Here is a 14,218-nt window from a genome sequence, read left to right on the forward strand (position 1 = left end):
AGGAACATGCCACCGAACGCGGCGATCGCCGGGTGCGCGTCGGTGACCAGCTGCTCGTAACGGTCCTTGTCGGTCAGGGCCAGCTGGACCGCGTCGTACGGATTGAGCTTCGCGGTGATCGCGACGATCACGACCGGGAAGACCAGCCGCATGCCGAACACGGCGATCAGAACGCCGACCGTGAGGAAGATCTTCTGCCAGAAGGCGTTCATCTTCTTCAGGATTCCGGCGTTGACCACCGCGTTGTCGAACGACAGGGAGATCTCCAGCACGGCCAGGATCGCCACGATGCCGAACGCGGCCCAGCCGTCGTAGAGCACTCCTGCGGCCAGGCCGAGCGCGGTGACCGCGAACGCCCAGCGGAAGGTCTTCAGAATCACTGTCATCAAGTCCTGTTGTCGGGCGGTCGCCGGGATGGCGGGCGCGAACGGCCCGCGGGTTCACGGGCGTTGTCTATCACGGTCAGGGGTCATGACTGTCTGGTGGGTGCTCGTACGGCGAGCAGGGCGACGTCGTCGTCGTTGCGGGCGTGCCGTACCCGGCGCAGCACCTGGTCGGTGAAGGAGGCCAGCGGGCGGTGGGCGAGGGCGGCGGCGTGCCGGCTCAGGTTCTGCAGGCCCTCGTCGAGGGACGTACCGGGGGCCTCGATCAGGCCGTCGGTGTACAGCAGCAGGGTGGAGCCGGGCGGTATCAGGGCGCTCGCGTCGGTGCGGGGTGCGTTGACTCCGGTGCCCAGGAGGATGCCGTGGCCGTCGGTGAGGTAGCGGGCCAGGCCGTCGTGGCTGATCAGAAGGGGTGGCGGGTGACCGGCATTGGTCCAGGTCAGTTCCCAGTGACCGTCGTCCCTCTCCTCCAGCCGGGCGAAGATCATGGTGGCCATGGTGACGTCGGTGATGTGCATGACCGCCGCGTCGAGCCGGGCGACGATCCGGCTCGGCGCTTCCTGGCGGGCCCAGGCGTAGGCGCGGAGCATGTTGCGCAGTTGCGCCATGCCGGCCGCGGCCTCCAGGTCGTGGCCGACGACGTCTCCGACCGCCAGCGCGGTGGCGCCGTCGGAGAGGGTGAAGGCGTCGTACCAGTCGCCGCCGACCTGTGAGGCGTCGGGGGCGGGCAGGTAGCGGGCCGTCATCTGCAGCCCGGGCACCCGTGGCATCTGGGGCAGCAGGTGGTTCTGCATGGTCTCGGCGACCTTGCGCTGCCGCTGGTAGAGGCGCGCGTTGTCCAGGGCCAGACCGGCACGGCGGGCGATGTCCTCGATCAGCGGGAGATCGGCGATGGTGAAGTCCACCGGATCCCTGGTCCGGCCCACCGTCAGGGCGCCCAGGACGGCGCGGGTGCTGCGGATGGGGGCGATGGCGGCGGAGCGGATACCGGTGGCCTCGAACAGGCGCCGCTGTTCCACCGCTATCCCGGAATCCGGCTCCCGCTGGTAGGTCTCGGGGCCCGCCAGGGTGGAGGCGACCCCGCGCAGGGCACGGGACAGGGGCATCGGCGATTCCTCCGGGACCGGCGGCATCGGTCCCTGAAGGTCCTCGTGGGGCACCAGGGCGTCGCCCTCCGCGTGGACGACCGCGGTACGCCACACCTCGTCGCGTTCGGTGATCAGGTCGACGACGACCCAGTCCGCCAGCCGGGGCACCACCAGGGCCACCAGCCGTCGCAGGGTCTCCTCGACGTCGAGGGTGGACGTCAGGCGGGTGGTGGTCTCGGCCAGCAGGGCGAGCCGCTCCAGTTCCGGCATCGCCTGGGCCGCCGCCTTCGGCCGGGTGTCGGTCTCCGGCGGTCGCGGGGCGTGGACGAGCACGAGCGTGCCGACTTCCCGGCCGTCCACGTCGTACGGCGTGATCAGCCACGAGACGGGCAGCAGGGAGCCGTCGCCGCACTCGAAGTAGTCCCCCTCTGTCTGGGCGGTGCGCCCGGCGTGGAACGCCTGCCGCATGCTGCACCGACTGCGCGGCAGGGGGTGGCCGTGGGCGTCCCGGTGCAGCAGGTCGTGCGCGTCGTGGCCGAGGAACTCCGCGGCGGGGCGGCCCAGCAACTGTTCGGCGTGGGTGTTCACGGCGATGACATGGCCTTCTTCGTCCACGACGTACGCCGCGGTCCCGATGGCTTCCAGCACCTCGGTGGGCCCCGCAGCGGGCCGTCTCCCGACGGTACCCGTGTCCTCCGCCCCTGCCATGTCTCCCTCTCCTCGCTGGTCGGCCACCGCTGTGTGCCGGTCTGTGACGTGTTCACTCGGCCGTCCTGTCCTTCCCGTGTGCCCCGGCGCCCATGTGTCCAGCCTCGCGTGTGAGCGAGCACTCGCAACCGGGGTGGCAAAGACGGCGGCGCGAAGCCGCCACGGGCCGGGCTCCGGGCCCACGGGAGGGACCTGTGCCGACGCGGAGATCCGAGCTCAGGCAAGGGGTGCCATGGCGGCCTCCTACGCGCCCCCCGACGCTTCTGTGCGCTGGGCGCGTGTGGCCGAATTCGCCCTGCTTCCACAGCACTTGGCCGCCCGCTGGGTATCCGTGAGGTGACGGGCGCGGACCGGCTGCCCGGGGAGGGCTGGGGCTGTGGCACGCCTGTCGTGGACGTCCGGCCTCTTCCCGTCGCGTCGGTCGCAGAAGCGGCACGTCGTGCGCGCGCTGCGGGACCAGGGGCGCTACGGGCCCGGGCTCCTTGAGGTGCTGCCCGCCTTCGTCGGCGTCGTGGCGGCCGTGTGCGCGGTGGCGGCCGTGCTCGCCGCGGGGTACCGCGCCGCAGGGATCGCCGTCCCCGTGGCCGGTGTCGTCCTCCTGGCCCTGGCCGTCACGGCCGCGATACGGCGCGGGCGCCCTGACGCCCGCCGTCGTCTGGGCTACTACACCGCGGACGAACTTCTCGGACTCGACACCCATCAACTCGCGTTGGCGGTGGCGCGGATGCTGCGCCGGGACGGATGGCGGGTGCGGCTGGTGCCCGCGCCGGACCGGCCGCGTCTGTGCGCCCGGGACGCGGCCGGCCGTCGTATCGACGTGGCCTTCCGGCCGGTGGCGGAACCCCTACCCGACGAGGACGCGCCGCATCCCCACCCGCACCGCGGGGGCCAGGTGTCACCGCTGCGTCTGGTCGTGCATCGGGGTGTCTTCACCGCCCGCGACATCCGGTGGGCCCGCAGGGAGCGGTCGATCCGCCTGCTCGACGGTCGCGCTCTGCGGCGGTGGGCGGCGGGCGCCCGTCTCGACGACCTGTTACGTCAAGAACAGTGAGGAACGTTTCGGGGCCCGCCCCTTGACCGTCAGATCCGCCCGCCGGTCAAGCGGGTGATCGGGCCGTGCGTGTGACGTCCGGAGCGTCGGCCGACCGCGTAGGACGTGGCGGTCAGCGCGGTCAGCCCCGCCCCGACGCCCGCGGCGATGACCTTTCGCTGGGCGATGACCGTCCAGGCCGTCTTGGCGACGGCCGCGGCCTGCCCCGAGGCGGCGACGACGGTCTGGCGGCCGGCCTCGACGCTCTTGGCCGCGGTCTGGGCGGCCCCGCTCACCGTCTTGGCCGTCCGTTCGGTCGCCTTCTGGCCCGCTGACGCGGCGTCATCCGCCTTGTCGGCGGCCTTGTTCGCCGCCTTCGTCGCCGGGGCGGTGGCCTTGGCCGTGGTGCGCCGGGCCTTCGCCGCGGTCTGGGTGGTCGCGGAATCTTGGTTCGTCTGCTCGTTCGATTCACTCATGGACATCGCGTTACCGCTCGCTTCGACGGCAAACACGCTGCGTCGGGGGCGTTTTCACCGCATCGCGTCGTCGGCGCCCGCGCGGATCGGTGACAGCCCCGGTGCCGTGTGGCGCACCGGGGCTGTCACCGACGGCCTGTCAGCCGATGTGGTAGCTGTCCCCGTAGACCTTCCAGTCCAGGGGTGTGTTCAGGTCGAGGTTGCCCTTGCGCAGGAAGACGCGTTGGGCGGTGTCGACCCGGCTGGTGTCACTGTGCGCCTCCTCCTGTTTCATCGCCCACACGCGGGCGTCGAGGAAGGCGTCCAGGTACGTCGTCTCGTCGCCGCCCTGCGCCGGCGGCTTGGCCTGGCGCAGGGCCCGGCGGCGGATGCTGCTGAAGCTGGTCGCGTCGCCGCCGTCGCCGTGCATGACGATGGCGTCGTAGTAGGCGAACTGGCCGAGCGCGCGCAGCCCGTCCGTCTTGCCCTGCCGGACGGCGGGGTTGAAGTAGACGCGGTCGCGTTCGTCGTTCTGCGCCTGCTGGAACGCCGTGTCCCGGGCGGCCTTGCGCCAGTCGTCGGGGAAGTTCGGGTCCAGGCCGTCGTGGGAGTCGGTGCCGTCGACACGGCGCAGTGCCGGCAGATACTTGGCGAGGACGTTGCCGGGCTTGCGGTCGGCGTACAGCTGGACGAGGTCGAGCATGTCCCCGGTGCCGGAGCAGAAGCCGATGATGCCGGCGGTGTAGCCGCGGCCGTCACCTATGTCCTCGATGTACTTGTACTGCGCCTTCCAGTCGAGCGAGGAGTTCTCCGCGCTCGACACCAGCTTCATGGCGATCTCCTTCTTCGCGGGGTCGTCGAGACCCGGTGCGGCCGCGGATGCCGCGGCGGCACGCGGGAGGCCGGCCATGGCCGCGCAGGTGGCCGCGCCCATCAGAGCGAGGACGGTGCGGCGGGACGTGTGGGCGGCCGGGTGCACTGTGTCAGGTTCCACGGGGGCTCCAAGTGGAGGTGGGGGGTGGAGAGTTGGTTCAGACCTGATTGTTAGGAACGTTTCCTACCAGTGCGAGGCGCGATCAGTAACCCACTGCGCGGAACTTCGTAGGTTCGAACGAATGATGGTCAGTCAGACGTCAGTTCGACGCCTTCGACACACGAGACCGCCGGGTCGGTGCGGCCGGTGGCGCGCATGAGAGCCCGGTCGCCGACCGGGCGGGGCAGGGACGGTTCCCTGTCGGCCCGCCGGTCGGGAAGCGCCTTCAGAAGTGGCGCGGCAGACGGACCACCTGGACGAAGAAGTCGTCGATCTGGCGGACCGCGGCGATGAACTGGTCGAGGTCGACCGGCTTGGTGACATACGCGTTGGCGTGGAGCTTGTAGCTGCGCAGGATGTCCTCCTCGGCCGCGGAGGTGGTGAGGACGACGACGGGGATGTGGGACAGCTCCGGGTCGGACTTGATCTTCTCCAGGACCTGACGGCCGTCGTATTTGGGGAGGTTGAGGTCGAGCAGGATGAGGTCGGGCTGCGGCGCCTCCGTGTGGTCGCCGCGCCGGTAGAGGAAGTCGAGTGCCTCCTCGCCGTCCCGGACCACATGGAGCGTGTTGCCGATCTTGTTGTCCTCGAACGCCTCACGGGTCATCAGCTCGTCGCCGGGGTCGTCCTCGACGAGGAGCACGTCGATGGGGCTCGCGGCTGGGGTGGTCATGTAAGAACCTTCTCCTCGGTGCCGATACCGGACGCCTCCGGGCTCTCGGCGATGGACGGAAGGGTGAAGCAGAAACGCGTGCCGTCCGTGTATGCGGTGTCGATCCAGATCTTGCCACCATGTTGTTCGACGATCTTCTTGCACAGGGCAAGACCGATGCCGGTGCCACCGTAGGCGTCCCTGCCGTGCAGTCGCTGGAAGATGATGAAGACCTTGTCCGTGAACGGCTCGGGAATGCCGATGCCGTTGTCCGTGACGGACATCAGCAGGCTGTCGGGCTCGTCGGGATCCGTTCCGCAGGTGATGGTCACATGGGGAGTGCGGTCGGGGTGGCGGAACTTGAGGGCGTTGCCGATCAGGTTCTGCCAGAGCATGGTCAGCAGGGTGGGGTCCCCCACGACCTCGGGCAGGTGTTCCGGGCGGTCGACGCGGGCGTCGGACTCCTCGACGGCCGTCCCGAGATTGGCCAGCCCCTTGTCCAGCGCCTGGTCGAGACCGACGGGCACCCGGGCGTCGTTGACCCGCCCGACCCGGGAGAAGGTCAGCAGGTCGTTGATGAGGACCTGCATGCGCCGGGCCCCGTCGACGGCGAAGTCGACGTACTGCCGGCCCCGGTCGTCGAGGATGTCGCCGTAACGCTTCTCCAGCAGCTGGCAGAAGGAGGCGACCTTGCGCAGCGGCTCCTGCAGATCGTGGGAGGCGACGTAGGCGAACTGCTCCAGTTCCGCGTTGGAGCGGCGCAGTTCCTCCGCCTGGGCGTCCATGTCGGCGGCCTGCCGGGTCAGCGCCTGCTCCTGGGCGCGGGAGGCCTCCAGTTCGGCCACGACGTGCCAGCGCATGCCCTCGACGGCGTTGGCCACCGCGGTCAGGTCGGCCGGGCCGGCGCCGGTGATGACGTACGAGAAGTCGCCGTCCGCCACCCGCTTGGACGCCGTGCCCAGGGCCTCCAGGGGGCGGGTCACCAGGACCCGGATCAGGACGGCGCAGGCGATGCCGGCCAGCAGGAAGACCGCGAGCATGCCCGCCAGGACCCAGTCGCGGACCTTGCGTACATGGGCGAGACGGGAACGGCCCTTGTCCACCGCCTTCGCCAGGTCGGTGTTCTGCCTGTCCCACAGGGTGCGCAGCCGGTCGAACTCCTGCTTGCCCTGGTCGGCCTTCTGCCGGTCCAGCGGTTTCGGACGGCCGGGTGTGACCGAGGCCGCCAGCGGTTCGGCGTAGGTGCGGCGCCAGTCGGCCGCCTGGGTTTCGATGGCCCGCAGGTCCGCCAGCAGTCCGGGCCGGTCGCCGACGAGCTCGCGGAGCCGGGCGGCCGAGCTCGCCTCGTCCCGCTTGCCCTGGGTGTACGGGACGAGGAACTGCCGGTCGGCGGCGATCGCGTAACCGCCGATGCCCGCCTCCTGGCCGGTCAGCGCCGCCTGCAGCCGGTAGGCCTCGGTCTGGGCGGGCTGGAGGCGGCGCGAGAGCCGGTCGCTCACCTCGGCCGTGCGGTCGAGCAGGACGGCGCCGATCACGCTGCCGACCACCACCAGCAGCGTCATGACGGCCAGCAGCAGGTAGAACCACCCCTGCACCGTCAGCCGGCCTTCCCTGCGCACCGCGCCCATCCCTCGCCTCACCATGTGGTCCGACACCGCACTCTCACTCAGTTCCAGTTCAGATGGACGACGGCCACGTCGTCGGCCAGGCCGCCCCGCTCCTCGGCGAGGCTCTCGGCCTCCTCGATCAGCCGGTCCACGAAGGCCTCCGGGTCCAGGGCGGCCGCCTCCCGGGCGAGGGCCAGCAGTCCTTCCTCGCCGAGGCGTTCCGTGCCGCGGCTCACATGCCCCTCGAAGAGGCCGTCGGTGAACAGCACCACTGACGTTCCCGCCGGTACCGGCAGTTCCGCGGTCGGCCACCTGGCGCCGCCGGGGACCATGCCCAGGGCCGGTCCACCGGGCACCTCAACCCACCGCACGTCCGTCCCGACGCGCTGGAGCAGGCCGTGGTGCCCGGCTCGTACGACGTGGGCGTGCTGTTCTCCGGGGACGGCGGCCAGGCTCACCAGGGTCGCGAAGACCTCGTCGCGGGCCCGCTCGGCCATCAGCAGTTCCTCGAGCCGGGCCATCTGCTGGGCGCCGGTTATCCCACTGAGGACGAGGGTGCGCCAGGCGATCCGCAGGGCGACTCCCAGGGCCGCCTCGTCCGGGCCGTGCCCGGAGACGTCCCCGATGAGGGCGTGGAGGGTGCCGTCGGCGCTCTGGACGATGTCGTAGAAGTCGCCGCCCAGCAGTGTCTGCGCACGTCCGGGCCGGTAGCGGGCGACGACCTGGACGCCCTCGGCGCGCAGCAGGGGGCGGGGCAGGAGTCCGCGCTCCAGGCGGGCGTTCTCCTGGGCCTGGAGCGCGCCGGCCTGCAGGGCCACCGCCGCCTGCTCGGTCTGCTTGCGCTGGATCGCGTAGCGCACCGCCCGTCCGAACAGCTCGGGCTCCACCCGGCCCTTGACCAGGTAGTCCTGGGCGCCGGCCGCGACCGCGGCGAGCCCGGTCTGCTCCTCGGCTAGTCCGGTGAGAACCACGATGGCGACCTGCTCGGCCAGCCCCTGGACCAGGGAGACCGCCTCGAGACCGTGGGCGTCCGGCAGGTGCAGGTCGAGCAGGACGCAGTCGGGTGTCTCGGTCGCCAGCACCTCGGTGGCCTCGGTCATCGACCGCACCCACCGCAGCCGCATCTTCACGGCACCGTCGGCGACCAGTTCCTCCACGAGCAGCGCGTCGCCGGGATCGTCCTCCACGAGGAGAACCGACGGCTCCCAGTGCTCCCACGCCGTCTCGGCGCCGGCTGCCGTGGTCGACACCAACGCGCCAACCTCAGTCCCCGAGATCACTCTCGTCCCGGCCTCCCCACTCCATACCTTTCGCCTGCCGCCGGCCGTTGCCCAGGACAACGACGGGAACGCGGTCAGAGCGACGATCCGATCTTCATCCGTCGCCCGTGGCCGTGCACGGCACGTCCATTCGCGGGCCGGTCCTCGGGCGGGCCCTGCGGCCGGCCTCGGCAGTCCTGATCCTCGTGGCCGATCTTCACTCCCTGGTCAGTTCCCCGCGAGGTCCAGCGGGACGAGCGGGTGGCCGTCGGCGTCGCACAGAGCGCGGCTGCGCTCCCTGCCGCCCCGTGCGGGGCCCTTCGCCTCCGGCTCTGCCGTATCTGTGCGCCGGCCGTCACCGACGTCGTCATCGTCCGCCCATCCCGAGATTTAGGTGTTCTGGCCGCGTTTACCCGCGATCGGCGTGACCATGCGGGCACGGTTTCAGAAAACCCCCGTGGGCGGCACGCCGCCTGCACATCCGGAGTCCCTGCCTGCGCCTTCGGTTCCGATCGGGTTCACGGGGAACCGGGTAGGACGTCAGAAAGGAGTCCCCGTGACCACCTATGTCATCACCGTCCCCGGCACGTTCCTGCGGGGAGTGCCCGACAGCGTCCGCTCGGACATCGGACGAAGGCTTCGGCCTCAGGACCCCAGGAACACGGACCTCGGCGAGAGCGAGGAGCTGAGCGTGCTGACCACGGAGGAGGACGGCATGTTCGCCGCGCGGGTCGAGGTCGACGCCCCCGACCGGTTGCAGGCCGAGGCAGAAGCGGTACGGCTGGTTTCCCGGGCTCTGCGTGACAGCGGCCTGGCGGAGGAGGACGCCCCGTTGGGCCCCGCGGTCGTGACCGGCATCGACAGCGAGTTCTGAGGCGGCGGCGGAGCGGGCCTTCCGGTTCGCGGCCTGTCCGGGGGATGGCGCCGCGCGGGGCGGCGGGCGAGGATGTCCTTTCGCGAAGTGCGGTCCGCTCCGCCGCGGTTCATGGCTTTTCCGGTGCCCTGCGCGGCACGGGCGGACGGCGTCGGCCGCCTGAAGGTGCCTCGGGATGGGTTCACACGCAGCGCCGCACCACCGCAGGCGAATCCTGGTGACGGCCGTGAGCCTCCTGCTCGTGGGCGGCGGTCTCCTCGGCCTCCCCCGGGCCGACGGGGCGCCCGCTGCGGCCGACGCCTGCCGCACCACCGCCACCCGTTTACCCCGTGGTGACTGCGGCCCCTTCTGGCAGGTCCTCGCCGAGGACTTCAACGGCGACCGCGTCCCGCTGGGTTCGTTCAGCGACTGCGCGCACGACGTCGACACCTCCGCGGCCCACTTTCGGGGGCCTGAAGGGAAAGTACCGCGACAACTGGTGGGCGTATCCGACGGGTTGGCCCGACACCGCGGCCGGCCGGGGGCGGGACGTGGTGGGCGTGTACCACCCGGAGGACACCGTGAGCGTGGGTCCCGCGGCGAACGGCGACGGGCGGATGTCGATCCGGATGTGGCGGCCCGCGGACGGCGGCCCCGTGCATGCCGCGGCGCTGGTGCCGCGTGCGGTGATGCAGATGAAGTACGGCAAGTACAGCGCGCGCGTCAAGGTCACGAAACTCGCCCCCGGCTGCAAGTCCGCGCGGCTGCACCACCGCGGGGGCTGCGAGATGGACCACCCCGAGGGCGAGTGGATCGGTTCCCTCAGCTCCTTCCACCATCCCTGCGGTGGCGGCGAGCAGGGCTACTTCCCGGGGAGCACGACTGGACGCGGTGGCACACGGTGTCCACCGAGTGGACGCCGGGCCATGTCCGGTTCTTCGTCGACGGCCGGCAGACGGGTCATGACACCCGTGCTGTGCCGGACCGTCCCCTGTCCTGGGTCCTCCAGAACGAGAGCGCTCTGGAGGGTCCGGGGGCGGTGCCGGGGAGCAGCGCGCAGCTAGACATCACCTGGGTGGCGGCGTACGCCTACGGCTGGAAGTGAACGGTCAGGCCATAGGCGTGATCAGTTCGTCGGCGACCCATTGGGCGACGTGGGCGGGGTAGGGCGACGGCAGGCCGAGGACGATGTGGGTGAAGCCGGCGTCGGTCGCTTCGGTGATCGCCTCGCGGGTGGCGCCCGGACGGTCGTACGAGACCGGCAGATGGATCGAGCGGGTGATCTCGGCGGGGTCGCGGCCGATCTCCTCGCAGTAGCGGTCCAGCAGGGCGCTGCGGCGGGTGACGTCGTCGATGTCGCCGCCGGGGATGTTCCACAGGTCGGCGTGCCGGGCGGCGATGCGCAGGGTCGCGGACGAGCGGCCGCCGACGAGGAGTGGGGGGTGGGGGCGCTGGACCGGTTTGGGGTTGCCGAAGGCGCCGGTCAGGTGGTGGTGGGTGCCGTGGTGGTCGAAGGGCTTCTCCTCGGTCCACAGGCGCTTGATGATCGTGCAGGCCTCGTCGAGGCTCTCCACGGCGTGCGCGGAGTCGTGGAAGGGCAGGCCGTGGGCTTCGTATTCGCGTCGGGCCAGGGGGTGGTCGGGGCGCGAGCCGACGCCGATGCCGAAGTCGAGCCGACCGCCGGAGACGATGTCGACGGTCGTGGCGATCTTGGCCAGCATCGCGGGTGGCCGGAAGCGGTTGCTGCTCACCATGACGCCGAGCCGTAGGCGCCGGGTCTGGGCGGCCAGGGCCGCGAGGAGGGTCCAGCCTTCGTGGGCCGGTCCGTCAAGGTCGCCGCCGATCGGCATGAGGTGGTCGAAGAGCCAGGCGTGCTCAATGGCGTCGACGGTGTCCGCCTCGCGCCAGACCCGCAGGATGTCCTGGTAGTCGACCTGCATGGGGGCGGTCATGATCCCGAAGCTGGGCGGGGATTGATGCGGCATGGACGGTGGGCCTTTCGTGTGCGGGTCTCCCCCGGCGGTCAGCGGCGACGCAGTGACGGGTCGAGGAGCGCGGGCGGCGTGTCGTTCTTCTCGTGCGGGGCCAGGTCGGTGCCGGGAGCGACGATCTCGTCGATCGCGTCGAGGACGTCGGCACTCAGGACGGTGTCGGCGGCGGCGAGTTGGGTGTGCAGGTGGTCGACCGTGCGGGGGCCGATCAGGGCGCTGGTCACGCCGGGGTGCGCGGTCACGAAACCGAGTGCGAGCTGGATGAGGGTGAGACCGGCCTCGTCGGCGACCCCGGCCAGTCGCTCGACGGCGGCGAGCCTGGCCCGGTTGGCGGGGACGGTCGTGTCGAATCGGTCGGGCAGGATCGCCGAGCGGTGGGTGGTGATGTCCCGGCCCTCACGGACGGCGCCCGACAGCCAGCCCGAGGCCAGTGGGCTCCACACCAGTACGCCGAGGCCGTACTCCTGGGTGACGGGCAGGACGTGGGACTCGATGCCGCGCTGGAGGATGGAGTAGCTGGGCTGTTCGGTGACGTAACGGCTCAGGCGGTGTTCGCGGGCGGCCCACTGTGCCTGCACGATGCGGTGCGCGGGGAAGGTGGAGGAGCCGAAGTAGCGGATCTTTCCGGCCCGTTGCAGGTCGGTCAGGACCGACAGCGTCTCCTCGTCGGAGGTGTTCGGGTCCCAGCGGTGGATCTGGTACAGGTCGACGTGGTCGACGCCGAGGCGGCGCAGACTGGCCTCCAGCTCGGTGACCAGCCAGCGGCGCGAACTGCCCCGGTGGTTGCGTTCGTCGCCCATGGGCAGGCCGGCCTTGGTGGCCAGCACGATGTCGTCACGGCGGCCCGCGATGGCCTTGCCGACCATCTCCTCCGATTCGCCGGCGCCGTACATGTCGGCGGTGTCGATGACGTTGACGCCGGCCTCGAGAGCGGCGTCGACGATCGCGGTCGCCTCGTCCTGGGTGGTGCGGCCGATCCTGCCGAAGTTCATCGCGCCGAGCGCGAGCGAGCTGACCTGCACTCCGGTGCGGCCCAAGGTGCGGTACTGCATGTGTTCCTCCTGAGGATGAAGCCGTGCGGCATGGCATGGCTTGGCTGCCGGGCCCCGCTCCGCCGTCACAGAGAAACGGAACCTCGTTCCGCAAACAATACGGAACAGGGTTCCGGTTTTGCAAGAGGAGATTTACGCGGCGGACGGCGGCGACGCACGGGCCGTTCGGCAGCCCTGGAGATCGGGGCCTCGATGACCGGCCGTGTCTCGGCCGCGGCACAGGAACCAGCCGCCCGGATCGCACCGTTGCCCTCGCCCGTTGCCCTCGCCCGCCGACCTCGCGGCCCGCGCCGCGGTGGGGCGAGGCGGCCGGTGCTGTACGTGACAGGCCGCCCCCTCGACCAGCCCGCACTGGGGCGGCTCCCCCGATGGGCGGATCGGGTCGCACCACGTGGCCGAGCTGCCGGGCAAGCTCGGCCACGACGGACGCGGTACGGCGGGCCGGCCTCTCAGACCCCTGTTTCCGGCTCCGGCAAAGCCGCCCTGCCCGCTGCCCGGTGTTCGGCCGCCGCCGTCGGGTCCGTCTCGTCCAGGACTGCCGCGATGCCCTCGTGGGCCAGGGCCTCCGCGTGCCGGTTGCCGAGCTTCGGGGCCAGTTGCAGGGCCTGTTGGTGCAGGCGCAGGGCCTGGTCGGGCAGGCCTGCCAGGCGGCAGGTCTCGCCGTAGGCGCTGAGGAAGTGGATTTTCCAGTGGTCCTCGAACAACTCGTCCAGCAGCGCGAACGCCTGCTCGTGGCTAGCCAGGGCCTCCTGGTGGCGTCCCATCTGGCGCAGGGCGACGCCGAGGCAGTTGAGGCACCACGCCTCGTTGTGCCGGTGGCCGTCCTCGCGGGCCAGGGTGAGCGCCCGGTGGAGGTGGTCGACGGCAGCGTCGGGGTCCTCGTGGGCGATGGCCACGCCCAGCGTGATCAGGGCCGTCAGCGTGGGCGGCCACGCTCCGTCGGCGTGCGGGATCTCCAGCGCCGTACGGGCCAACTGCGCCGCTTCCTCGCGGTGCCCCAGCTGCAGCAGTGCCCACGCCTCGTACGCGGTCGCGTGGGCCGTGCCCATGGGGCAGCCGGCGTCCGCGTACAGCTTTCCGGCCAGCCGGAACAGGCCGAGCGGCTCCTCGACGTAACCCTGGTCCCACCTCAAGTAGCCGCGGCGCATGGTCAGTTCGGCCTCCGCGCGGATGTCTCCGGTCCGGAGGACCAGCGCTGTCGCCGCCTCGTATGCGGCACTCGCCTCCGAAATGCGGCCCGCGTTGTACCGGGCGAATCCCAAGTCGCTGTGCGCCTCGGCGAGCTGCAGGGGGTCGTCGAGGCGCCGCGCGGCGGTCAGGGACCGTTCGAAGAGGCCGTTGAGCATCGTGGTACCGCAGCGCCGGGCGAAGTACGTCCGCATGAAGCGCGGCAGTTCGCACAGGTGCCGGTCGGCCCCGGCCTCCTCCGCCGCCTCGAACGCGGCCAGCAGGTTGAGGTACTCGGTGCCGAACCAGACGAGGGCCGCGATCTTGTCGGGGAAGTGGGGCAGTTCGGCCGATGGGCGGTCCACGGCGGCCTCGCGGCTTCGTGACAGGAACGGCATCGCGGCGTCCGCGGCGGCCGCCGCGTGCACGTAGTAGTCGAGCACCCTGGTCAGGGCCCGGTCCCGGTCCGCCGGGGAGTCCTGTTCCGTGGTGGCGCGGCGGGCGTGCCGGCGGACCAGGTCGTGGAGGCGGTAGCGGCCTGCCGCGGGCTGCTGGACCAGGTGCGCGTCCAGCAGGTCCTCCAGCATCGCGCGGGCGCCGCGCAGCGGCACGTCCGCCAGCGCCGCCGCCACGTGCTCGTCGAACGACGACCCCGGCAGCAGGCCCAGCAGACGGAACAGCCGGGCCTTGGGACGGTCCAACTGCCGTACGGACATGGCGAACGCGGTGTCGAACTCGCTCGCTCCCTCCGCCATCCGCTCGACGAGGATGCCCACCGTCCAGCCCGGCCGGTGTCGCAGCCGGGCCGCGGCCAGCCTGAGGGCCAGGGGCAGCCGGCCGCACCGGCGCAGCACCTCGGCCGTGGAGGCGGGGTCACGGGCCAGGCGCCCCACGTGGCCGTCGGTCTCGCCGCTGGCGCGGGCCAGCAGTTCGGCGCTCT

13 protein-coding genes are annotated in these 14,218 nt (G+C 71.4%); 3 read left to right on the forward strand and 10 right to left on the reverse strand.

Translation table 11 applies throughout. The features are described from left to right. The coding region (locus ACFVYN_RS40115; protein WP_390007618.1) for a DUF475 domain-containing protein at positions 1-380 on the reverse strand (380 nt) is incomplete at its 3' end. A gap of 89 nt (positions 381-469) precedes the next feature. Beyond that, positions 470-2,179, reverse strand: coding sequence for a SpoIIE family protein phosphatase (locus ACFVYN_RS40120; RefSeq protein WP_390007603.1), 1,710 nt, complete (start codon positions 2,177-2,179; stop codon positions 470-472). A 376-nt stretch (positions 2,180-2,555) separates the two neighbouring features. Here ACFVYN_RS40120 and ACFVYN_RS40125 point away from each other — a divergent pair, with 376 nt between their 5' ends. Next, positions 2,556-3,230, forward strand: coding sequence for a hypothetical protein (locus ACFVYN_RS40125; protein WP_390007606.1), 675 nt, complete (start codon positions 2,556-2,558; stop codon positions 3,228-3,230). 29 nt (positions 3,231-3,259) lie between these two features. Here the strand turns inward: ACFVYN_RS40125 and ACFVYN_RS40130 are convergent, their stop codons facing one another. From ACFVYN_RS40130 to ACFVYN_RS40150, 5 genes are all read right to left on the reverse strand, one after another. Next, entirely contained in the window at positions 3,260-3,691 is a 432-nt protein-coding gene (locus ACFVYN_RS40130; protein WP_390007608.1) for a hypothetical protein, read from the reverse strand. 133 nt (positions 3,692-3,824) lie between these two features. Beyond that, positions 3,825-4,598: a chitosanase gene (locus ACFVYN_RS40135; RefSeq protein ID WP_390007620.1), complete on the reverse strand. Its 774-nt coding sequence runs from the start codon at positions 4,596-4,598 to the stop codon at positions 3,825-3,827. A gap of 325 nt (positions 4,599-4,923) precedes the next feature. After that, positions 4,924-5,370: a response regulator gene (locus tag ACFVYN_RS40140; RefSeq protein WP_123758545.1), complete on the reverse strand. Its 447-nt coding sequence runs from the start codon at positions 5,368-5,370 to the stop codon at positions 4,924-4,926. Further along, complete coding sequence (locus ACFVYN_RS40145; protein WP_390007622.1) at positions 5,367-6,977, reverse strand: ATP-binding protein; 1,611 nt, start codon at positions 6,975-6,977, stop codon at positions 5,367-5,369. The genes ACFVYN_RS40140 and ACFVYN_RS40145 overlap by 4 nt, the downstream gene beginning before the upstream one ends. 38 nt (positions 6,978-7,015) lie before the next feature. Beyond that, positions 7,016-8,209: a PP2C family protein-serine/threonine phosphatase gene (locus ACFVYN_RS40150; RefSeq protein WP_390007610.1), complete on the reverse strand. Its 1,194-nt coding sequence runs from the start codon at positions 8,207-8,209 to the stop codon at positions 7,016-7,018. Positions 8,210-8,771: 562 nt separating this feature from the next. On the opposite strand from ACFVYN_RS40150, the gene ACFVYN_RS40155 reads away from it, so the two are divergent. After that, positions 8,772-9,089: a hypothetical protein gene (locus tag ACFVYN_RS40155; protein WP_352389764.1), complete on the forward strand. Its 318-nt coding sequence runs from the start codon at positions 8,772-8,774 to the stop codon at positions 9,087-9,089. An 880-nt stretch (positions 9,090-9,969) separates the two neighbouring features. After that, a complete protein-coding gene (locus tag ACFVYN_RS40160) occupies positions 9,970-10,173 on the forward strand; it encodes a hypothetical protein (RefSeq protein WP_390007612.1) in 204 nt (67 codons plus the stop codon). 4 nt (positions 10,174-10,177) lie between these two features. Here the strand turns inward: ACFVYN_RS40160 and ACFVYN_RS40165 are convergent, their stop codons facing one another. The 3 genes from ACFVYN_RS40165 to ACFVYN_RS40175 form a co-directional block, all read right to left on the reverse strand. Further along, entirely contained in the window at positions 10,178-11,053 is an 876-nt protein-coding gene (locus ACFVYN_RS40165) for an LLM class flavin-dependent oxidoreductase (protein ID WP_390007614.1), read from the reverse strand. Between the two features lie 38 nt (positions 11,054-11,091). Further along, a complete protein-coding gene (locus tag ACFVYN_RS40170) occupies positions 11,092-12,111 on the reverse strand; it encodes an aldo/keto reductase (RefSeq protein WP_390007615.1) in 1,020 nt (339 codons plus the stop codon). 449 nt (positions 12,112-12,560) lie between these two features. After that, on the reverse strand, positions 12,561-14,218 hold a 1,658-nt coding region (locus ACFVYN_RS40175), incomplete at its 5' end, for a tetratricopeptide repeat protein (RefSeq protein ID WP_390007616.1).

The sequence above is a fragment of the Streptomyces sp. NPDC058307 genome, from assembly GCF_042880295.1.
GTDB lineage: Bacteria > Actinomycetota > Actinomycetes > Streptomycetales > Streptomycetaceae > Streptomyces.